Source organism: Streptosporangium amethystogenes, assembly GCF_000721075.1.
GTDB lineage: Bacteria > Actinomycetota > Actinomycetes > Streptosporangiales > Streptosporangiaceae > Streptosporangium > Streptosporangium amethystogenes.
On the sequence record NZ_JOEQ01000010.1, the window covers coordinates 273,805 to 292,277 of the forward strand.

Consider the following 18,473-nt stretch of genomic DNA (forward strand, 5'->3'; position numbering starts at 1 on the left):
GGGCTAGCTCACCGCCTTCGCCGCCGCGGCCTCCGCGAGACCCTCGGCGCGAGCCTTGAGCATCGCCTTGGGGGCGACGTCCTCGATCGGCAGGCCACGGCGGGCCGCGATCTCCTCGGGGCGGCTGAGGCCCTTCAGAGCGGCCACGGTGGCGTGCACGATGTTGATCGGGTTGTCCGAGCCGAGCGACTTGGACAGCACGTCGTGGATGCCGGCGCACTCCAGCACGGCGCGCACCGGGCCACCGGCGATGACGCCGGTACCGGGCGACGCCGGACGCAGGAAGACGACGCCGGCGGCCTCTTCGCCCTGCACGATGTGCGGGATGGTGCCCTGGATACGGGGCACCTTGAAGAAGTGCTTCTTGGCCTCTTCGACACCCTTGGCGATCGCCGCGGGCACTTCCTTGGCCTTGCCGTAGCCGACACCGACCATGCCGTTGCCGTCACCGACGATGACGAGGGCGGTGAAGCTGAAGCGACGACCACCCTTCACGACCTTGGCCACTCGGTTGATCTTCACAACGCGCTCGATGTACGAGACGCCCTTGTCAGCGTTGCCACCGCGGCGGTCGTCACGACGACCGTCACGCCGCTCGCCACCGGCGGCGCCACCGCGACGCGGAGCTCCAGCCATTAGTGGTTCCTCTTCTCATTCGTAAGACGGGCCATCGGTTGCGCTCTGGTGAAAGGAGTCATCAGAACTCCAGTCCACCTTCGCGGGCGCTGTCCGCGAGAGCCGCGATGCGGCCCGCGTAGCGGTTGCCACCCCGGTCGAACACGACCGCGGTGATCCCGGCTGCCTTGGCCCGCTGAGCGAGAAGCTCGCCGACCTGCTTGGCCTTGTCGGTCTTGGCGCCCTCGGCCGAGCGCAGGGAGGCGTCCATGGTGGAGGCGCTCACCAGCGTGTGGCCCTGGGCGTCGTCGACGATCTGCACGAAGAGGTGCCTCGTGGAGCGGTTGACGACCAGACGCGGACGTGTGGCCGTACCGACAACCTTCTTGCGGACTCGGCCGTGGCGGCGGGCCCGCGAGACGGCGCGGGCGGCCGTGTGCTTGCCGAACGCAGTCTTGCCAGCCATGCCTACTTACCAGCCTTTCCGACCTTGCGGCGGATAACTTCACCCTGGTAGCGCACGCCCTTGCCCTTGTACGGGTCGGGCTTGCGCAGCTTACGGATGTTCGCGGCGATCTCGCCGACCTTCTGCTTGTCGATGCCGTCCACGTGGAACAGCGTCGGCCTCTCGACGCGGAAGGTGACACCCTCGGGGGCGTTGACGATCACCGGGTGGCTGAAGCCCAGAGCGAACTCAAGCTGAGTCGGGCTCTTGGCCTGCACGCGGTAACCGACGCCCACGATCTCCAGGGACTTCGAGTAGCCCTGGGTCACACCGGTCACCATGTTGGCGACCAGGGTGCGGGACAGGCCGTGCAGCGCACGGACCTTGTTCTCGTCGTTGGGGCGGGTGACGGAGAGATTTCCGTCCTCACCCTTGGCGATCGCGATGGGTTCCGCGACCGTAAGCGAAAGCGTGCCCTTGGGGCCCTTGACCGTGACGTCCCGGCCGTCGATAGCGACGTCCACTCCGTTCGGTACGGGGATGGGCAGCCGTCCGATTCTTGACATGCTGTTCGTTCTCCCCTCTACCAAACGAAGGCGAGGACTTCCCCGCCCACTCCACGCTTGCCGGCCTGCTTGTCCGTCATGAGACCGCCGGACGTCGAAATGATCGCGACGCCCAGTCCACCCAGGACTCGGGGCAGGTTGTCCTTCTTTGCATAGACCCGCAGGCCGGGCTTGGAAACCCGTCGCAGGCCCGCGAGCGACCGCTCGCGGCTCGGCCCGAACTTCAGCTCCACCACGAGGTTCTTTCCGACCTTGGCGTCTTCGACGGTCCAGGCCTGGATGTAACCCTCCTGCTGGAGGATCTCGGCGATGTGCGCCTTGATCTTCGAGTACGGCATCGCCACGCTGTCGTGGTACGCCGAGTTCGCGTTTCGCAGACGCGTCAGCATGTCTGCGATCGGGTCGGTCATCGTCATGGCCGGTGGCCTTCCTCACCGCGGTTTCCACTGGGGACCTTCGGTGTGGTCATGGGCGCTTGTAGTCAGCGCCCGGTGAATACGAACTTCTATGTGTGGCCGGTGCCCCGCGCGGGCCCGTGATGGTCACGGGACCGCGCGGACGGCTACCAGCTCGACTTGGTGATGCCGGGCAGCTCGCCCCGGTGCGCCATCTCACGGAAGCAGATGCGGCACAGGCCGAACTTCCGGTAGACGGCGCGGGGACGACCACAGCGCGAGCACCGAGTGTACGCCCGGACCTCGAACTTGGCCTTGCGAGCAGCCTTGACCTTGAGCGACGTCTTCGCCATGATCAGGCCTCCTTGAAGGGGAAGCCGAGGTGCTTCAGCAGCGCCCGGCCCTGGTCGTCGGTCTTAGCGGTGGTCACGACCGTGATGTCCATACCCCGCTGACGGTCGACCTTGTCCTGGTCGATCTCGTGGAACATGACCTGCTCGGTGAGACCGAAGGTGTAGTTCCCGTTGCCGTCGAACTGCTTGGGCGACAGACCGCGGAAGTCACGGATACGGGGCAGCGCCAGCGAGAGCAGCCGGTCGAGGAACTCCCACATCCGGTCGCCACGGAGCGTGACGTGCGCGCCGATCGGCATGCCCTCGCGCAGCTTGAACTGGGCGATGGACTTGCGGGCGCGGACGACCGCCGGCTTCTGGCCGGTGATCACGGTGAGGTCGCGGACGGCGCCTTCGATGAGCTTCGAGTCACGCGCGGCCTCGCCGACGCCCATGTTCACCTTGATCTTGGTGATGGTGGGCACCAGCATGATGTTCTCGAACCCGAACTGCTCGTTCAGCTTCGCGATGATCTCTTCGCGGTAGCGCTGCTTGAGGCGCGGGAGGGTCCGCTCTTCAGTGTTCGCGGTCATCAGTTGTCCTCACCCGTCTCCTCGGAAGCAGCCTTGGCCGACTCCTTCTTGGCGGGCTTGTCGTCATCCTTGAGCTTCTTGACGTTGCTCACGTGGATGGGAGCCTCCATGGTCTGCACGCCGCCGGTCTTGGCGCCACGCGGACCCTGGTTGGTCTCCTTGGAGTGCTTCTTGACCATGTTGACGCCCTCGACCACCACGCGCTCGTCGCGCGGGTGGGCGGCGATCACACGGCCCTTGGCACCCTTGTCCTTGCCGGCGATGACCAGTACGAGGTCACCCTTCTTCACATGCAGCTTCGGCATTACAACACCTCCGGCGCGAGCGAGATGATCCGCATGAACTTCTTGTCACGCAGCTCACGTCCAACGGGACCGAAGATGCGGGTGCCCCGGGGGTCACCGCTGTCCTTGATGATGACGGCGGCGTTCTCGTCGAAGCGGATGTAGGAGCCGTCGGGCCGGCGGCGCTCCTTGACAGTGCGGACGATGACGGCCTTGACCACATCGCCCTTCTTCACGGTGCCGCCGGGAATGGCGTCCTTGACAGTGGCGACGATGATGTCGCCGATTCCCGCGTAGCGCCGGCCCGAGCCACCGAGCACACGGATGCAAAGGACTTCCTTCGCACCGGTGTTGTCGGCGACCTTGAGCCGCGACTCCTGCTGGATCACTTGTACTCCTGTTTGTCTCGCTGGTTCTCACCCGTGGGTGAGCCTTGCGGAACCTGCTGGGTCTTTTTCCCCCGGCGACAGTCCTTGGCGGACCGCCGACGCAGGCGGGGCGAAGATCGCTTCGCCCCCTTGGACGCCGTCGTGGGGGGTGACGGTGTCACCCCCCACGAGGCGCGTTGACTTACTTGGCCTTCTCGAGGATCTCGATGACCCGCCAGCGCTTGCTGGCGGAGAGCGGCCGGGTCTCCATCAGGAGAACGCGGTCGCCGACACCACAGCTGTTGGCCTCATCGTGCGCCTTGTACTTGGTCGTCCTGCGGATGACCTTGCCGTACAGGGGGTGCTTGACGCGGTCCTCGACAGCGACCACGACAGTCTTGTCCATCTTGTCGCTGACGACCAGACCCTCACGGGTCTTGCGGTAGTTCCGCGTCTCGGTCGTGGTTTCCGTGGCCTCAGCCATCAATCGACTCCTTCTCTACCGTGACGATTCCGAGCTCCCGCTCGCGCATCACCGTGTAGATACGGGCGATCTCGCGGCGAACGGCACGCAGCCGCCCGTGGCTCTCCAACTGGCCGGTCGCAGCCTGGAAGCGGAGGTTGAACAGCTCCTCCTTGGCTTCCTTCAGCTTCGTGACCAGAGTGTCCTGGTCTTCCACCCGCAGCTCACCGGCGGTCAGGCCCTTAGCCATCACGCCTCACCCACTTCACGCTTGACGAACCGGCACTTCATCGGCAGCTTGTGCATCGCACGCCGCAGGGCTTCGCGAGCCACCGGCTCGGCGACACCCGACAACTCGAACATGATGCGACCGGGCTTGACGTTGGCGATCCACCACTCCGGTGAACCCTTACCGGAACCCATGCGGGTCTCGGCGGGCTTCTTGGTGAGCGGACGGTCCGGATAGATGTTGATCCAGACCTTTCCACCACGCTTGATGTGACGGGTCATCGCGATACGAGCCGACTCGATCTGGCGGTTGGTCACGTAGGAGTGCTCAATCGCCTGAATGCCGAACTCGCCGAACACGACCCTGGTGCCGCCCTTGGCAGCTCCGTGACGGTCGGGCCGGTGCTGCTTACGGTGCTTGACCCTGCGCGGGATCAGCATGGTCAGCTCCCTTCAGCACCCGGCTGCGCAGCCGGGCCGGTCTCGGGGGCAGCCTGGGAGGCCGCCTCGTTCCTGGGGGCGCGGTCGCCACGGCCGGCGCCGGCACCACGACGGGCGCCACCGGCGCCACGACGGGGACGGTCGCCGCCACCGGCACCGGGGCCGCGACGGTCGTCGCGGTCACGACGCTGGCCCGCACGAGCACCGGCGGCAGCCGCCTCGCGCTCGGCGCGGCTGGTCGGAGCCTCACCCTTGTAGATCCACACCTTCACGCCGATGCGGCCGAAGGTGGTACGGGCCTCGTACAGGCCGTAGTCGATGTCCGCACGGAGGGTGTGCAGGGGCACGCGGCCCTCGCGGTAGAACTCCGAACGGGACATCTCAGCGCCGCCGAGACGACCGGAGCACTGCACCCGGATGCCCTTGGCGCCGCTCTTCATCGCCGACTGCATCGCCTTGCGCATGGCACGACGGAACGAGACACGGCTGGACAGCTGCTCGGCCACCCCCTGGGCGACGAGCTGAGCGTCGATCTCAGGGTTCTTGACCTCAAGGATGTTCAGCTGGACCTGCTTCTTGGTCAGCTTCTCGAGGTCACCGCGAATCCGGTCCGCCTCGGCGCCGCGGCGGCCGATGACGATGCCCGGACGGGCGGTGTGAATGTCGACCTGAACCCGGTCGGTGGTCCGCTCGATCTCCACCTTGGAGATGCCGGCCCGCTCCATGCCCTTTTTGAGCATGCGGCGGATCGCCACATCTTCGGCAACGTACGACTTGTAGAGCTTGTCGGCATACCACCGGCTCTTGAAGTCGGTCGTGATGCCGAGGCGGAACCCGTGCGGGTTAACCTTCTGACCCACTAGCGGGTCCTCCCCTTCGGCTCGCGGGACTCCACGATCACGGTGATGTGGCTGGTCCGCTTGTTGATCCGATAGGCACGACCCTGAGCACGGGGACGAAACCGCTTCAGCGTCGGGCCCTCGTCGACCCAGGCACGGCTCACGAAGAGCGTGTCACGGTCGAGCTTGAAGTTGTGCTCCGCGTTGGCAATGGCGCTCGACAGCACCTTGTACACGGTCTCGCTCGCCGACTGGGGAGCGAACTGCAGCACGGCCTGCGCCTCCGAAGCGGGCAGCCCGCGAATGAGGTCCACCACGCGGCGGGCCTTCATGGGCGTGTGGCGCGCGAACCGCGCCTGAGCCCTGGCTTCCATCGCTTACTCCTCTTACCTTCTGCTTCGTATCGGGCGAGTCCGTCGTGCCGGGTGACGATCGTCTCCTCGGCTCGACTTCCTCTCCCTAAGGCGCTTATCGCCGGCTGCGGCGGTCTTCCTTGACGTGGCTGCGGAAGGTCCGCGTCGGCGCGAACTCGCCCAGCTTGTGACCGATCATCGACTCGGTGACGAACACCGGGACGTGCTTACGGCCGTCGTGAACGGCGATCGTGTGACCGAGCATGTCGGGCACGATCATGGAGCGCCGCGACCACGTCTTGATGACGTTTTTGGTGCCCTTCTCGTTTTGGACATCCACCTTCTTCTGAAGGTGGTCGTCCACGAAGGGACCCTTCTTGAGGCTACGTGGCATTTTGGCTGCTCCTACCGCTTCTTCCGCTTGGTACGACGGCGGATGATCAGCCGGTCGCTGGCCTTGTTCGCCGCACGAGTACGACCCTCGGGCTTGCCCTTGGGGTTGACGGGGTGACGACCGCCGGAGGTCTTACCCTCACCACCACCGTGCGGGTGGTCGACCGGGTTCATCGCGACGCCGCGGACGGTGGGGCGCTTGCCCTTCCACCGCATACGTCCGGCCTTACCCCAGTTGATGTTGGCCTGCTCGGCGTTGCCGACCTGACCGATGGAGGCCCGGCAGCGAACGTCGACCTGGCGCATCTCACCGGAGGGCATACGCAGCGTGGCGTACTGGCCCTCCTTGGCGAGGAGCTGAATCTGCGCGCCGGCGGACCGGCCCAGCTTGGCGCCACCACCCGGACGGAGCTCCACCGCGTGGATGAAGGTACCGGTCGGGATGTTGCGCAGCGGGAGGCAGTTGCCCGGCTTGATGTCGGCCGTGGGGCCGTTCTCGATCTTGTCGCCCTGCTTGATACCGGTCGGGCAGAGGATGTAGCGCTTCTCCCCGTCGGCATAGTGCAGCAGCGCGATACGGGAGGTGCGGTTCGGGTCGTACTCGATGTGAGCGACCTTGGCCGGAATCCCGTCCTTGTCGTGACGCCGGAAATCGATGATCCGGTAGGCGCGCTTGTGGCCACCGCCCTGGTGACGGGTGGTGACACGGCCGTGGACGTTACGGCCACCCTTGCTGTGCAGGGGTGCAAGCAGCGACTTCTCGGGCGTGCTGCGCGTGATCTCGGCAAAGTCCGAGACGCTGGCGCCGCGGCGACCCGGGGTCGTCGGCTTGAGTTTACGGATGCCCATCTTTTTCGTTCATCCTTCGTCGGTTAATCCGGTCGAACGCCCCTCACCTGGCGGTGAGGGGCTTCTCCCTGTACTTACTGAGCGAGCGCGTCAGCCGATCTGGCCGAAGATGTCAATCCGGTCACCTTCGACCAGGCTGACGATCGCTCGCTTGGTAGCCGGACGCTGGCCGTAACCGAACCTGGTCCGCTTACGCTTGCCCTGGCGGTTGATGGTGTTGACGCTGGCTACCTTGACGCCGAAGATCTTCTCAACAGCGATCTTGACCTGCGTCTTGTTGGCCGTCTTCCGCACCAGGAACGTGTACTTGTTGTGCTCGTCGATCAGGCCGTAGCTCTTCTCGGAGACAACCGGCTTGATGATGATGTCGCGCGGGTCGGCGATCTTCTCCATCAGGCGTCTTCCTTCCCGCTCTTGCTCAGACGCACGACGACCTGGTCGTACGCCGCCTGAGTGAAAACGACGTCGTCGTAGCAGAGCACGTCGTAGGTGTTGAGCTGCCCGGCGTCCAGCAGGTGGACCTCGGGAGCGTTACGCAGGCTCAGCCAGCTGAGCTCGTCACCCTCGTCTACGACGACCAGGACGCTACGGGCCTTGGTGATCCTGCGAAGCGACTCAAGAGCCGCCTTGGTCTTCGGGGTCTCCCCCGCGACCAGACCGCTGACCACGTGAACGCGGCCCCCGGTCGCCCTGTCGGACAGAGCCCCGCGCAGAGCGGCGGCCTTCATCTTCTTGGGAGTCTTCTGCGAGTAGTCCCGCGGAACCGGACCGTGGACGGTGCCACCGCCGGTGAACTGCGGAGCGCGGGTCGAACCCTGGCGGGCGCGGCCGGTGCCCTTCTGGCGGTACGGCTTCTTGCCACCGCCACTGACCTCACCACGGGTCTTGGCCTTGTGGGTGCCCTGCCGGCGAGCGGCGAGCTGGGCCACGACGACCTGGTGGATCAGCGGGATGTTGACCTTCGTGCCGAAGATGTCCTCCGGCAGATCGACGGTCCCGGCCTTGTCGCCGCTCACGTCGAGGACGTCAATGGTGCTCACTTGGCAGCCCCCTTCTTGGCGGCGGTGCGGACCAGGACCAGGCTGCCGTTGGCGCCGGGGATCGCACCCTTGATCAGGATGAGGCCCTTCTCGGCGTCCACGGCGTGAACCTTGAGGCTCTGGATGGTCGTGCGGGCGTTGCCCATCCGGCCGGCCATGCGCACGCCCTTGAAGACGCGGCCCGGGGTGGCGCAGCCACCGATGGAACCCGGCGAGCGGTGCTTGCGCTGCGTACCGTGCGAGGCGCCCAGGCCCTTGAAGCCGTGCCGCTTCATGACACCCGCGTAACCCTTGCCCTTGCTCTTGCCCGTCACGTCGACGTACTGGCCGGCCTCGAAGGTGTCGGCCGAGAGCTCCTGGCCCAGGGTGTACTCGCTCACGTCGTCAGTGCGGATCTCCGCGAAGTAACGGCGCGGGGTGATGTCGTGCTTGCGCAGGTAGTCGCCGAGCGGCTTGTTGACCTTCCGCGGGTCGACCTGTCCGAAGCCCAGCTGGACGGCGGTGTAGCCGTCCTTCTCAGCGGTGCGGACGCGGGTCACGACGCACGGACCAGCCTCGACGACGGTCACCGGGACCATCCGGTTGTCCGCGTCGAAGACCTGGGTCATGCCGAGCTTCTTGCCCAGGACGCCCTTGATCTGCTTAGCCATGTCAGTGCGTTCCCTCAGAGCTTGATCGAGATGTCAACGCCAGCGGGAAGGTCGAGTCGCATGAGCGAGTCGACCGTCTTCGGCGTCGGGTCGATGATGTCAATCAGCCGCTTGTGCGTGCGCATCTCAAAGTGCTCGCGACTGTCCTTGTACTTGTGCGGCGAGCGGATGACGCAGTACACGTTCTTCTCGGTCGGCAGCGGCACCGGGCCCGCGACCTTGGCGCCAGTCCTTGTCACCGTCTCGACGATCTTCTTGGCCGAGACGTCGATGACCTCGTGGTCATAGGCCTTGAGCCGAATGCGGATCTTCTGTCCCGCCATAATGGCCTCGGTGTCCTTCACTGTCGTCTGAAAAAGTTACGTGCGGCCTGTTGCCGCTGTGTCATGGCCGGGTCCGTCTCGGACGTCCCCTCCATGTCGCGCGGAGCCCGCTTCGCCCTGGGGCGACGTTCTCCGCGCATGCCCCACGTAGCAGACGCTGTGAGTCCGCGCTTTCTTCCGTGATCTGGCAGTTACTTCGGTCATTCTTCGGCCGAACCAACTGCGAGATCACGGTTCGTGGGGTCCCTGCCAGGGTTCGTGCCCTGCGGCGCGAGCCCCTCGTGGGGAAGCGGCCGGCCCTTTCGTTGAGGGCCGACCGCCACTCCGCGATCGTACTACTTGATGATCTTGGTCACTCGACCCGCACCGACGGTGCGGCCACCCTCACGGATGGCGAACTTGAGACCGTCCTCCATCGCGATGGGCTGGATGAGCGCCACGGTCATCTCGGTGTTGTCGCCCGGCATGACCATCTCGGTGCCCTCGGGGAGGTTCACCACGCCGGTCACGTCAGTCGTACGGAAGTAGAACTGCGGGCGGTAGTTGTTGAAGAACGGCGTGTGGCGGCCGCCCTCGTCCTTGCCCAGGATGTAGACCTGGGCCTCGAACTCGGTGTGCGGGGTGGTCGTGCCCGGCTTGATGATGCACTGGCCGCGCTCGACGTCCTCACGCTTGATACCGCGCAGGAGCAGACCGACGTTGTCACCCGCCTGGCCCTCGTCGAGGAGCTTGCGGAACATCTCGACACCGGTGACCGTGGTGGTGGTCTTGGTCTCCTTGATGCCGATGATGTCGACGGTCTCGCTGACCTTGACGATACCGCGCTCGATACGGCCGGTGACGACCGTGCCGCGACCGGTGATCGAGAAGACGTCCTCGACCGGCATCAGGAACGGCTTCTCGATCTCACGGACCGGCTCGGGGACGTTCTCGTCCACGGCGTTCATGAGCTCGATGATCGAGTCGCCCCACTTGGCGTCGCCCTCAAGCGCCTTCAGCGCCGAGACACGGACGACCGGCAGGTCGTCGCCGGGGAACTCCTGAGCCGAGAGGAGCTCGCGGACCTCGAGCTCGACGAGCTCCAGGATCTCCTCGTCGTCCACCATGTCGGACTTGTTGAGGGCCACGACGATGTAGGGGACGCCGACCTGGCGGGCCAGGAGGACGTGCTCCTTCGTCTGCGGCATCGGGCCGTCGGTGGCGGCGACCACGAGGATCGCACCGTCCATCTGAGCCGCACCGGTGATCATGTTCTTCACGTAGTCGGCGTGACCGGGGCAGTCCACGTGGGCGTAGTGGCGCTTCTCCGTCTGGTACTCGACGTGCGCGATGGAGATCGTGATACCACGAGCCTTCTCCTCGGGCGCCTTGTCGATCTTGTCGAACGGGGTCGCCTCGTTGAGGTTCGGGAAACGCTCGTGGAGCACCTTGGTGATCGCCGCGGTCAGAGTGGTCTTGCCGTGGTCGATGTGCCCAATGGTGCCGATGTTTACGTGCGGCTTGGTCCGCTCGAACTTGGCCTTGGCCACTGCTCTCTCCTTAGAGATTCTGACGTGACTTGCGTCTTCATATTCGGGTTTGGGGAGGCCGATCCCTGTCGGAACCGGCCCATGAGAAAGCTCTCGCCCCACACCCCCGGCAACGGGCGGCGAGTCTCCTCGCTATCCGCCACCAGAGTGAGTGCTGGACTTACTCGCCCCGCACCCCCTGGTAGCGGGGCGACGATCTCCTCGCCACCCGCAACCAAAGTGAGTGCTGGACTTACTCGCCCCGCACCTTCGCGACGATCTCCTTGGCGATGTGCGCGGGCACTTCCGCGTAGGAGTCGAACTGCATGCTGTAGCTCGCGCGTCCCTGCGTCTTGCTACGGAGGTCTCCCACGTAGCCGAACATCTCAGAGAGCGGCACGAGCGCCTTGACGATCCGGGCGCCGGAGCGCTCGTCCATCGCCTGGATCTGCCCGCGGCGACCGTTGAGGTCACCGATGACGTCACCCATGTAGTCCTCGGGCGTGGTGACCTCAACGGCCATCATCGGCTCCAGGATTACGGCGTCCGCCTTGCGCGCGGCCTCCTTGAAGGCCATCGAACCGGCGATCTTGAAGGCCATTTCGGACGAGTCCACCTCGTGGTAGGCACCGTCCTGCAGGGTGACCTTGACCCCGACCATGGGGTAGCCGGCGAGAACACCGAACTCGGCCGCCTCCTGGGCGCCCGCGTCGACCGAGGGGATGTACTCCCTCGGGATGCGGCCACCGGAGACCTTGTTCGCGAACTCGTAACCGTCGTTGCCCTCACCCAGCGGCTCAATGTCAATGATGACCTTGGCGAACTGGCCGGAACCACCGGTCTGCTTCTTGTGGACGTAGTCGACCTTCTCCACCTTGCGGCGGATGGTCTCCCGGTAGGCCACCTGAGGCCGGCCGATGTTGGCCTCGACCTTGAACTCGCGGCGCATCCGGTCGACGAGGATCTCCAGGTGGAGCTCGCCCATACCCCAGATGACCGTCTGCCCGGTCTCCTCGTCACGACGGACCTGGAAGGACGGGTCCTCCTCGGCCAGACGCTGGATCGCGGTGCCCAGCTTCTCCTGGTCGCCCTTGGTCTTGGGCTCGATGGCGACGCTGATGACCGGCGCCGGGAAGTTCATCGACTCCAGGACCACGGGGTGAGCCGGGTCGGCCAGGGTGTCACCGGTGGTGGTGTCCTTCAGGCCCATGACGGCGACGATCTGACCGGCGACAGCCGATGGGCGCTCCTCGCGCTTGTTGGCGTGCATCTGGTAGATCTTGCCGATCCGCTCCTTACGGCCCTTCACCGCGTTGACCACGGCGGTACCGGTCTCGAGCGTGCCCGAGTAGATGCGGATGTAGGTGAGACGGCCCAGGTGCTGGTCGCTCATGATCTTGAATGCCAGCGCGGAGAACGGCTCGTTCACATCCGCGTGGCGCTCGATGACCTCGTCTTCCTTGCCGACCGCGTGGCCCTTGAAGGCCGGGATGTCGGTCGGAGCGGGAAGGTAGGCGACGATCGCGTCGAGCAGGGGCTGAATGCCCTTGTTCTTGAACGCGGTGCCGGTCAGGACCGGGTTGATGGCGCTGTTCAGCGTCGCGCGGCGGATGGCCGCGACCAGCTGCTCCTCGGTGGGCTCGACGCCCTCCAGGAAGAGCTCCATCAGCTCGTCGTCGTTCTCGGCGACCGTCTCGACCAGCTTGTCACGCCACTCGCGAGCGGCCTCGACGTGCTCGGCCGGGATGTCGACGGTCTCGTACATCTCGCCCTTGGCCGCCTCGGCGCTCCAGAGCAGACCCTTCATCCTGACCAGGTCGATGACGCCCTTGAAGTCGGCCTCGACGCCCCAGGGAAGCTGAAGCACCGCGGGGGTCGCGTTCAGGCGGCTGATCATCATGTCGACGCAGCGGTGGAACTCCGCGCCGACCCGGTCCAGCTTGTTGACGAAGCAGATCCTGGGAACTTCGTAACGGTCGGCCTGACGCCACACCGTTTCAGACTGGGGCTCGACGCCTGCGACGCCGTCGAACACGGCGACGGCACCGTCGAGGACGCGGAGCGAGCGCTCCACCTCGATCGTGAAGTCCACGTGACCCGGCGTGTCGATGATGTTGATCGTGTGGCCGAGCCACTCGCAGGTCGTAGCAGCGGAGGTGATGGTGATACCACGCTCCTGCTCCTGCTCCATCCAGTCCATCGTGGCTGCGCCCTCGTGGACCTCACCGATCTTGTAGTTGATACCGGTGTAGAACAGGATGCGCTCAGTCGTCGTGGTCTTGCCCGCGTCGATGTGAGCCATGATCCCGATGTTGCGGACCTTGGCCAGGTCAAGAGCGGTCGTGGTGGCCACTTCTCTCGCGTCCTCGTCGTCTCGTCGAAGCCGCTGTTACCAGCGGTAATGGGCGAAGGCCTTGTTGGACTCGGCCATCTTGTGGGTGTCCTCACGCTTCTTGACGCTTGCGCCGAGGCCGTTGCTGGCATCGAGCAGTTCGTTCATGAGGCGCTCGGTCATGGTCTTCTCGCGGCGGGCCCGGGAGTACTGCACCAGCCAGCGCAGCGCCAGAGTGGTGCTACGCGCGGCGCGCACCTCGACCGGGACCTGGTAGGTCGCGCCACCGACACGGCGGCTGCGGACCTCAAGGGTGGGCTTGACGTTGTCCAGCGCACGCTTCAGGGTGACGACCGGGTCGTTGCCGGTCTTCTCCTTGGCGCCTTCGAGGGCGCCGTACACGATGGACTGAGCGATGGACCGCTTGCCGTCCAGGAGCACCTTGTTGATGAGCGCGGTGACCAGGGGCGAGTTGTGAACCGGGTCAGCCATGAGCTGACGACGGCCAGGAGAACCCTTGCGAGGCATTCTTACTTCTCCTTCTTCGCGCCGTAACGGCTACGGGCCTGCTTGCGGTTACGGACACCCTGGGTGTCAAGCGAACCACGGATGATCTTGTAGCGAACACCCGGCAGGTCCTTCACACGACCACCGCGGACGAGCACGATGGAGTGCTCCTGGAGGTTGTGACCGACACCGGGGATGTAGGCCGTGACCTCGATACCGTTGGTGAGCCGGACACGCGCGACCTTGCGGAGGGCGGAGTTCGGCTTCTTGGGGGTCGTGGTGTAAACGCGCATGCAGGTGCCGCGTCGCTGAGGGCTGGCCTTGAGCGCCGGGGTCTTGGTCTTGGTGACCTTGTCCTGGCGGCCCTTGCGGACCAGCTGCTGAATCGTGGGCACCGCGTCTCCGTTCGTGCTAGCCGGTTAATCGAATGTCGTGCATTTTGCAGGTGCTGCCGGTGTCATGACCTGCGGTTCTTTCATCCCCTCCGACCCACGCGGTCGGGCGTGTCGCGCACTTGTCACGCCACAACCCGGTCAAGGCCGGTCCGGTGGAGGAGGCCATGCGGCGCCCCTGCCGACTCCCCAACGGGAACCTGTCGACGCACACGCATGAGGGCCCATGAAGACATGAGCACGAAGGGCAAGACTACCCAGCCGAGCGCAACACGTCAAAACGGCCGCACCCGCAGGGCGCCGCTCTGGGCGCCCGTATTCGTGTCATGGCTCCCACGACCGGTTTCCGACCGACCGCTTCTGGGTCCACGTTGAGTTTACCCGTCGCGGAGCACTTCTCCGGCCGTTCTCCCCATTAACGTACGGCTTTCGCCGCAACATTCCGGTCAAGAAAGGACCACACCCACCCGTCACGGACGTGAACACGGTGGAAAGGCAACGGCGCCCGACCCCCTGCCGGGGGTCGGGCGCCGTCTGCGATCACTTAGCGGTTGTACTGACCGAAGTCGTACTCCTCCAGCGGAACGGCCTCGCCGGAGCCCGAACCAAAGGTGTAGTCCGCCGCGGAGCCGTCGTAGCCGCCGACCGTGTACATCGCGGCCTTGGCCTCCTCGGTGGGCTCGACCCGGATGTTGCGGTACTGCGGCATACCGGTACCGGCCGGGATGAGCTTTCCGATGATGACGTTCTCCTTGAGGCCGAGCAGCGAGTCCGACTTGGCGTGGATCGCCGCGTCGGTGAGCACTCGGGTCGTCTCCTGGAAGGACGCCGCGGACAGCCAGGACTCGGTGGCGAGCGAGGCCTTGGTGATACCCATCAGCACCGGACGTCCGGAGGCCGGCGTGCCGCCCTCCGCCACGCACTCGCGGTTGATCCGCTCGAAGCGCGGCCGCTCGACGAGCTCACCGGGCAGCATGTCGGCGTCGCCGGACTCCAGCACGTTCACGCGCTTGAGCATCTGCCGCACGATGATCTCGATGTGCTTGTCGTGGATCGACACACCCTGCGAGCGGTAGACCTGCTGGACCTCCGCCACGAGGTGCAGCTGCACGGCCCGGGGGCCGAGGATGCGCAGCACCTCGTTGGGGTTGACGGCACCGGCGATCAGCTGCTGGCCGACCTTGACCCGCTGCCCGTCGGAGACCAGCATGCGCGACCGCATCGACACCGGGTAGGCGACCTCTTCGGAACCGTCGTCCGGGACGATCACGATCTTCCGGGTCTTGTCGGTCTCGTCGACGCGGACCCGGCCCTCGGCCTCGCTGATCGGGGCGACGCCCTTGGGGACGCGCGCCTCGAAAAGCTCCTGGACACGGGGCAGACCGTGGGTGATGTCGGCGCCCGCCACACCACCGGTGTGGAAGGTCCGCATCGTCAGCTGGGTGCCGGGCTCACCGATCGACTGGGCGGCGATGATGCCGACCGCCTCGCCGACGTCCACGAGCTTGCCGGTCGCGAGCGAGCGACCGTAGCAGGTGGCACAGACACCGATCTTGGCCTCGCAGACGAGAGCACTGCGAGTCCTGACGGTCTCCACCCCGGCCTCGACCAGGGCGGTGACGTGGATGTCGTTGATGTCGACGCCCACCGGCACGATGATCTTGCCGTCCACCTCCACGTCCTCGGCGAGGATGCGGCCGTGCACGTTGCTCTCGGCGTTCTCCGCCTTGACCAGGTTGCCCTGAGCGTCGCGGTCGGCGACGTGCAGCGGGACGGCGCGGTCGGTGCCGCAGTCGATCTCGCGGACGATGACGTCCTGCGCGACGTCCACCAGACGACGGGTCAGGTACCCCGAGTCGGCGGTCCGCAGCGCGGTGTCCGCCAGACCCTTCCGCTGGCCGTGGGTGGAGATGAAGTACTCCAGCACCGACAGGCCCTCGCGGAACGAGGCCTTGATCGGACGCGGGATCGTCTCACCCTTGGTGTTGGACACCAGACCACGGATGCCGGAGATCTGCCGGACCTGCATCAGGTTTCCTCGGGCGCCCGACTGGACCATCATCCAGACCGGGTTGGTCTTCGGGAACGCCTTCTGCATGTCGTCGGTCACGTCGCTGGTCGCGTGCGTCCAGATCTCGATGAGCTCCTGACGACGCTCCTCGTCCGTGATCAGACCACGCTCGTACTCGCGCTGGACCTTGTCGGCCCGGCGCTCGTACGTCTCCATGATCTCGGACTTGTTCGGCGGCGCGATGACGTCCTCGATGGAGATCGTCACACCGGCCCTGGTCGCCCAGTAGAAGCCGGCGTCCTTGAGGGCGTCGAGCGCGGCCGCGACCTCGACCTTGGGGTACTTCTCGGCGAGCTCGTTGACGATGACCGACAGCTGCTTCTTGCCGACCTGCGAGTTCACGTACGGGTAGTTCGCCGGCAGGGTCTGGTTGAACAGGCACCGGCCCAGAGTGGTCTCCAGGCGGTAGCTGTCACCGGCCTCCCAGCCCTCGGGACCCTCCCAGCCGCGGGGCGGCGGAACGTCTCCCCGCATCCGGATCTGGATCTGCGACTGGATGTCGAGCTCCCGGCGGTCGAAGGCCATCAGCGCCTCCGACACCGAGCCGAAGACCCGTCCCCGGCCGACCCCGTTCTCGTCCTCGTCCTTGAGCGTGGTCAACGAGTAGAGGCCGATGATCATGTCCTGGGTGGGCATGGTCACGGGCTTGCCGTCGGCCGGCTTCAGGATGTTGTTCGTCGACAACATCAGGATGCGGGCCTCGGCCTGCGCCTCGGCGGACAGCGGCAGGTGCACGGCCATCTGGTCGCCGTCGAAGTCCGCGTTGAACGCGGTGCAGACGAGCGGGTGGATCTGAATGGCCTTGCCCTCGACCAGCTGCGGCTCGAATGCCTGGATGCCCAGGCGGTGCAGGGTCGGCGCGCGGTTGAGCAGCACGGGGTGCTCGGTGATGACCTCTTCGAGGACGTCCCACACGACCGGGCGAGCACGCTCGACCATCCGCTTGGCCGACTTGATGTTCTGCGCGTGGTTCAGGTCGACCAGGCGCTTCATCACGAACGGCTTGAAGAGCTCCAGCGCCATCTGCTTGGGCAGACCGCACTGGTGCAGCTTCAGCTGCGGGCCGACGACGATGACCGAACGGCCGGAGTAGTCGACTCGCTTGCCCAGCAGGTTCTGGCGGAACCGGCCCTGCTTGCCCTTCAGCATGTCGCTGAGGGACTTCAGGGGGCGGTTGCCAGGACCGGTGACCGGGCGGCCACGGCGGCCGTTGTCGAACAGCGCGTCGACGGCCTCCTGGAGCATCCGCTTCTCGTTGTTCACGATGATCTCGGGGGCACCGAGGTCGAGAAGCCGCTTGAGGCGGTTGTTCCGGTTGATCACACGGCGGTACAGGTCGTTCAGGTCCGAGGTGGCGAACCGGCCACCGTCGAGCTGCACCATGGGGCGCAGGTCCGGCGGGATGACCGGGATGCAGTCGAGGACCATCCCGTTGGGCGAGTTGCGGGTGTTCAGGAACGCCGACACGACCTTGAGACGTTTGAGCGCGCGGGCCTTCTTCTGGCCCTTGCCACTGCGGATCGTCTCGCGCAGGTTCTCGGCCTCAAGGGCGAGGTCGAAGTTGGTCAGACGCTCCTGGATGGCCTGGGCGCCCATGCCACCGCGGAAGTAACGGCCGAAACGGTCGCGCATCTCGCGGTAGAGCAGCTCGTCGCCCTCAAGGTCCTGGACCTTGAGGTTCTTGAAGCGGCTCCAGACCTCGTCCAGCCGGTCCAGCTCGCGCTGGGCCCGGTCACGCAGCTGCCGCATCTCACGCTCGGCGCCCTCACGTACCTTGCGGCGCTGGTCGCCCTTGGCGCCGGCGGCCTCAAGCTCGGCCAGGTCGGTCTCCAGCTTGCGCTGGCGAGCCTCGATGTCGGCGTCACGGCGCTGCTCGACGTGCTGCCGCTCGACGGAGATCTTCGCCTCCAGCGACGGCAGGTCACGCTCGCGCATTTCCTTGTCGACATGCGTGATCATGTAGGCCGCGAAGTAGATGACCTTCTCAAGGTCCTTCGGAGCCAGGTCGAGCAGGTATCCCAGACGGGACGGGACACCCTTGAAGTACCAGATGTGCGTGACGGGCGCGGCCAGCTCGATGTGGCCCATCCGCTCACGACGCACCTTGGCGCGGGTCACCTCGACGCCACAGCGCTCACAGATGATGCCCTTGAAGCGGACGCGCTTGTACTTACCGCAGTAGCACTCCCAGTCGCGGGTCGGACCGAAGATCTTCTCGCAGAAGAGTCCGTCCTTCTCGGGCTTGAGCGTCCGGTAGTTGATGGTTTCGGGCTTCTTCACCTCGCCGTGCGACCACTGGCGGATGTCGTCGGCGGTCGCGAGGCCGATCCGAAGCTCGTCGAAGAAGTTGACGTCGAGCACTTGTAATCCCCTCCTCAGCTTCTAGATCAGACCTCTTCGACGCTGCTCGGCTCGCGCCGGGACAGGTCGATGCCGAGTTCTTCCGCGGCGCGGAAGACGTCCTCGTCGGTGTCGCGCATCTCGAT

24 protein-coding genes are annotated in these 18,473 nt (G+C 65.7%); all 24 read right to left on the reverse strand.

What is annotated here, in order from left to right; translation table 11 throughout:
- Nucleotides 1–3: 3 nt before the first annotated feature.
- Complete coding sequence (gene rpsE, locus IG98_RS0117170) at nt 4–636, reverse strand: 30S ribosomal protein S5 (protein WP_030912894.1); 633 nt, start codon at nt 634–636, stop codon at nt 4–6.
- Between the two features lie 61 nt (nt 637–697).
- Entirely contained in the window at nt 698–1,081 is a 384-nt protein-coding gene (rplR, locus tag IG98_RS0117175; RefSeq protein WP_030912897.1) for a 50S ribosomal protein L18, read from the reverse strand.
- Nucleotides 1,082–1,083: 2 nt separating this feature from the next.
- A complete protein-coding gene (gene rplF, locus IG98_RS0117180) occupies nt 1,084–1,626 on the reverse strand; it encodes a 50S ribosomal protein L6 (RefSeq protein WP_030912898.1) in 543 nt (180 codons plus the stop codon).
- A gap of 17 nt (nt 1,627–1,643) precedes the next feature.
- On the reverse strand, nt 1,644–2,042 hold the full coding sequence (gene rpsH / locus IG98_RS0117185; RefSeq protein WP_030912900.1) for a 30S ribosomal protein S8: 399 nt from the start codon (nt 2,040–2,042) through the stop codon (nt 1,644–1,646).
- Nucleotides 2,043–2,188: 146 nt separating this feature from the next.
- Nucleotides 2,189–2,374 carry a type Z 30S ribosomal protein S14 gene (locus IG98_RS0117190; RefSeq protein ID WP_012887844.1) on the reverse strand — a complete coding sequence of 62 codons (186 nt, stop codon included), beginning with the start codon at nt 2,372–2,374 and terminating at the stop codon, nt 2,189–2,191.
- Between the two features lie 2 nt (nt 2,375–2,376).
- Nucleotides 2,377–2,946, reverse strand: coding sequence for a 50S ribosomal protein L5 (gene rplE / locus IG98_RS0117195; protein WP_030912902.1), 570 nt, complete (start codon nt 2,944–2,946; stop codon nt 2,377–2,379).
- Nucleotides 2,946–3,242, reverse strand: a complete 297-nt coding sequence (gene rplX / locus IG98_RS0117200; RefSeq protein WP_063766231.1) for a 50S ribosomal protein L24 — start codon at nt 3,240–3,242, stop codon at nt 2,946–2,948. The genes rplE and rplX overlap by 1 nt, the downstream gene beginning before the upstream one ends.
- Nucleotides 3,243–3,250: 8 nt before the next feature.
- On the reverse strand, nt 3,251–3,619 hold the full coding sequence (gene rplN / locus IG98_RS0117205) for a 50S ribosomal protein L14 (protein ID WP_012887841.1): 369 nt from the start codon (nt 3,617–3,619) through the stop codon (nt 3,251–3,253).
- Nucleotides 3,620–3,800: 181 nt separating this feature from the next.
- On the reverse strand, nt 3,801–4,082 hold the full coding sequence (gene rpsQ, locus IG98_RS0117210; protein ID WP_030912907.1) for a 30S ribosomal protein S17: 282 nt from the start codon (nt 4,080–4,082) through the stop codon (nt 3,801–3,803).
- A complete protein-coding gene (gene rpmC, locus IG98_RS0117215) occupies nt 4,075–4,311 on the reverse strand; it encodes a 50S ribosomal protein L29 (protein ID WP_030912909.1) in 237 nt (78 codons plus the stop codon). The genes rpsQ and rpmC overlap by 8 nt, the downstream gene beginning before the upstream one ends.
- Nucleotides 4,311–4,730 (reverse strand): 50S ribosomal protein L16, encoded by a 420-nt coding sequence (gene rplP / locus IG98_RS0117220; RefSeq protein ID WP_030912912.1) that lies wholly within the window; start codon nt 4,728–4,730, stop codon nt 4,311–4,313. Before rplP ends, rpmC begins: the two co-directional genes overlap by 1 nt.
- Nucleotides 4,731–4,732: 2 nt before the next feature.
- Nucleotides 4,733–5,590, reverse strand: a complete 858-nt coding sequence (gene rpsC / locus IG98_RS0117225) for a 30S ribosomal protein S3 (protein WP_030912914.1) — start codon at nt 5,588–5,590, stop codon at nt 4,733–4,735.
- On the reverse strand, nt 5,590–5,943 hold the full coding sequence (gene rplV, locus IG98_RS0117230) for a 50S ribosomal protein L22 (protein ID WP_030912916.1): 354 nt from the start codon (nt 5,941–5,943) through the stop codon (nt 5,590–5,592). Before rplV ends, rpsC begins: the two co-directional genes overlap by 1 nt.
- A 94-nt stretch (nt 5,944–6,037) precedes the next feature.
- Nucleotides 6,038–6,316 carry a 30S ribosomal protein S19 gene (gene rpsS / locus IG98_RS0117235; RefSeq protein ID WP_012887835.1) on the reverse strand — a complete coding sequence of 93 codons (279 nt, stop codon included), beginning with the start codon at nt 6,314–6,316 and terminating at the stop codon, nt 6,038–6,040.
- A gap of 11 nt (nt 6,317–6,327) precedes the next feature.
- A complete protein-coding gene (rplB, locus tag IG98_RS0117240) occupies nt 6,328–7,164 on the reverse strand; it encodes a 50S ribosomal protein L2 (protein ID WP_030912920.1) in 837 nt (278 codons plus the stop codon).
- Between the two features lie 90 nt (nt 7,165–7,254).
- Nucleotides 7,255–7,557 (reverse strand): 50S ribosomal protein L23, encoded by a 303-nt coding sequence (gene rplW, locus IG98_RS0117245; RefSeq protein ID WP_030912923.1) that lies wholly within the window; start codon nt 7,555–7,557, stop codon nt 7,255–7,257.
- A complete protein-coding gene (rplD, locus tag IG98_RS0117250; RefSeq protein ID WP_030912925.1) occupies nt 7,557–8,204 on the reverse strand; it encodes a 50S ribosomal protein L4 in 648 nt (215 codons plus the stop codon). The genes rplW and rplD overlap by 1 nt, the downstream gene beginning before the upstream one ends.
- On the reverse strand, nt 8,201–8,854 hold the full coding sequence (gene rplC, locus IG98_RS0117255) for a 50S ribosomal protein L3 (RefSeq protein ID WP_030912930.1): 654 nt from the start codon (nt 8,852–8,854) through the stop codon (nt 8,201–8,203). Before rplC ends, rplD begins: the two co-directional genes overlap by 4 nt.
- A 14-nt stretch (nt 8,855–8,868) precedes the next feature.
- Entirely contained in the window at nt 8,869–9,177 is a 309-nt protein-coding gene (rpsJ, locus tag IG98_RS0117260) for a 30S ribosomal protein S10 (protein ID WP_030912931.1), read from the reverse strand.
- A gap of 335 nt (nt 9,178–9,512) precedes the next feature.
- A complete protein-coding gene (gene tuf / locus IG98_RS0117265; RefSeq protein WP_030912933.1) occupies nt 9,513–10,706 on the reverse strand; it encodes an elongation factor Tu in 1,194 nt (397 codons plus the stop codon).
- A 232-nt stretch (nt 10,707–10,938) separates the two neighbouring features.
- Nucleotides 10,939–12,987, reverse strand: a complete 2,049-nt coding sequence (gene fusA / locus IG98_RS0117270; protein ID WP_051752274.1) for an elongation factor G — start codon at nt 12,985–12,987, stop codon at nt 10,939–10,941.
- An 87-nt stretch (nt 12,988–13,074) separates the two neighbouring features.
- Nucleotides 13,075–13,545, reverse strand: a complete 471-nt coding sequence (rpsG, locus tag IG98_RS0117275) for a 30S ribosomal protein S7 (RefSeq protein WP_012887827.1) — start codon at nt 13,543–13,545, stop codon at nt 13,075–13,077.
- A 2-nt stretch (nt 13,546–13,547) separates the two neighbouring features.
- Nucleotides 13,548–13,919: a 30S ribosomal protein S12 gene (gene rpsL, locus IG98_RS0117280; protein WP_012887826.1), complete on the reverse strand. Its 372-nt coding sequence runs from the start codon at nt 13,917–13,919 to the stop codon at nt 13,548–13,550.
- Nucleotides 13,920–14,460: 541 nt separating this feature from the next.
- On the reverse strand, nt 14,461–18,348 hold the full coding sequence (locus IG98_RS0117285) for a DNA-directed RNA polymerase subunit beta' (RefSeq protein ID WP_030912938.1): 3,888 nt from the start codon (nt 18,346–18,348) through the stop codon (nt 14,461–14,463).
- Between the last annotated feature and the right edge of the window lie 125 nt (nt 18,349–18,473).

Coding starts and splice junctions, on each gene's coding strand:
- rpsE (WP_030912894.1), bottom strand. CDS start 636: ATGGCTGGAGCTCCGCGTCGCGGTGGCGCCGCCGGTGGCGAGCGGCGT.
- rplR (WP_030912897.1), bottom strand. CDS start 1,081: ATGGCTGGCAAGACTGCGTTCGGCAAGCACACGGCCGCCCGCGCCGTC.
- rplF (WP_030912898.1), bottom strand. CDS start 1,626: ATGTCAAGAATCGGACGGCTGCCCATCCCCGTACCGAACGGAGTGGAC.
- rpsH (WP_030912900.1), bottom strand. CDS start 2,042: ATGACGATGACCGACCCGATCGCAGACATGCTGACGCGTCTGCGAAAC.
- IG98_RS0117190 (WP_012887844.1), bottom strand. CDS start 2,374: ATGGCGAAGACGTCGCTCAAGGTCAAGGCTGCTCGCAAGGCCAAGTTC.
- rplE (WP_030912902.1), bottom strand. CDS start 2,946: ATGACCGCGAACACTGAAGAGCGGACCCTCCCGCGCCTCAAGCAGCGC.
- rpsQ (WP_030912907.1), bottom strand. CDS start 4,082: ATGGCTGAGGCCACGGAAACCACGACCGAGACGCGGAACTACCGCAAG.
- rpmC (WP_030912909.1), bottom strand. CDS start 4,311: ATGGCTAAGGGCCTGACCGCCGGTGAGCTGCGGGTGGAAGACCAGGAC.
- rplP (WP_030912912.1), bottom strand. CDS start 4,730: ATGCTGATCCCGCGCAGGGTCAAGCACCGTAAGCAGCACCGGCCCGAC.
- rplV (WP_030912916.1), bottom strand. CDS start 5,943: ATGGAAGCCAGGGCTCAGGCGCGGTTCGCGCGCCACACGCCCATGAAG.
- rpsS (WP_012887835.1), bottom strand. CDS start 6,316: ATGCCACGTAGCCTCAAGAAGGGTCCCTTCGTGGACGACCACCTTCAG.
- rplB (WP_030912920.1), bottom strand. CDS start 7,164: ATGGGCATCCGTAAACTCAAGCCGACGACCCCGGGTCGCCGCGGCGCC.
- rplW (WP_030912923.1), bottom strand. CDS start 7,557: ATGGAGAAGATCGCCGACCCGCGCGACATCATCATCAAGCCGGTTGTC.
- rplC (WP_030912930.1), bottom strand. CDS start 8,854: ATGGCTAAGCAGATCAAGGGCGTCCTGGGCAAGAAGCTCGGCATGACC.
- rpsJ (WP_030912931.1), bottom strand. CDS start 9,177: ATGGCGGGACAGAAGATCCGCATTCGGCTCAAGGCCTATGACCACGAG.
- fusA (WP_051752274.1), bottom strand. CDS start 12,987: ATGGCTCACATCGACGCGGGCAAGACCACGACGACTGAGCGCATCCTG.
- rpsG (WP_012887827.1), bottom strand. CDS start 13,545: ATGCCTCGCAAGGGTTCTCCTGGCCGTCGTCAGCTCATGGCTGACCCG.